The 373-nt window shown below is 45.3% G+C and carries 1 rRNA gene; it reads left to right on the top strand.

The features are described from left to right. Nucleotides 1-249 precede the first annotated feature (249 nt). A 23S ribosomal RNA gene (locus BHE89_RS21980) occupies nucleotides 250-373 on the top strand; the annotation flags it as partial.

Raw genomic sequence — 373 nt, forward strand, 5'->3', positions numbered from 1 at the left:
AAAAATTGAAAACAAATCAATATATCACCGAGGTATATTGATGAGTCTCTCAAAAATCTCAGACCTTGAATTTGTGATACTCCAAGGCGAGTGTCATGAGCGAACAACAGCAATTCTAGGCGGACAGCGCGCAGTAAGCGCAGCATACTTAAGTATGTGAGCATTACGAGCACTGCCCAACAACGAATTGATGCTTGTGTAGCCATGACCTTTAAAGTCGTCTTCGAGAGAAACATCTTCGGGTTGTGAGGTTAAGCGAATAAGCGTACACGGTGGATGCCTAGGCAATCAGAGGCGATGAAGGACGTGCTAATCTGCGATAAGCGTCGGTAAGGTGATATGAACCGTTATACCCGACGATTTCCGAATGGGG

The organism is Shigella sp. FC1967 (assembly GCF_001743005.1).
In the GTDB taxonomy this organism is placed as follows: domain Bacteria; phylum Pseudomonadota; class Gammaproteobacteria; order Enterobacterales; family Enterobacteriaceae; genus Proteus.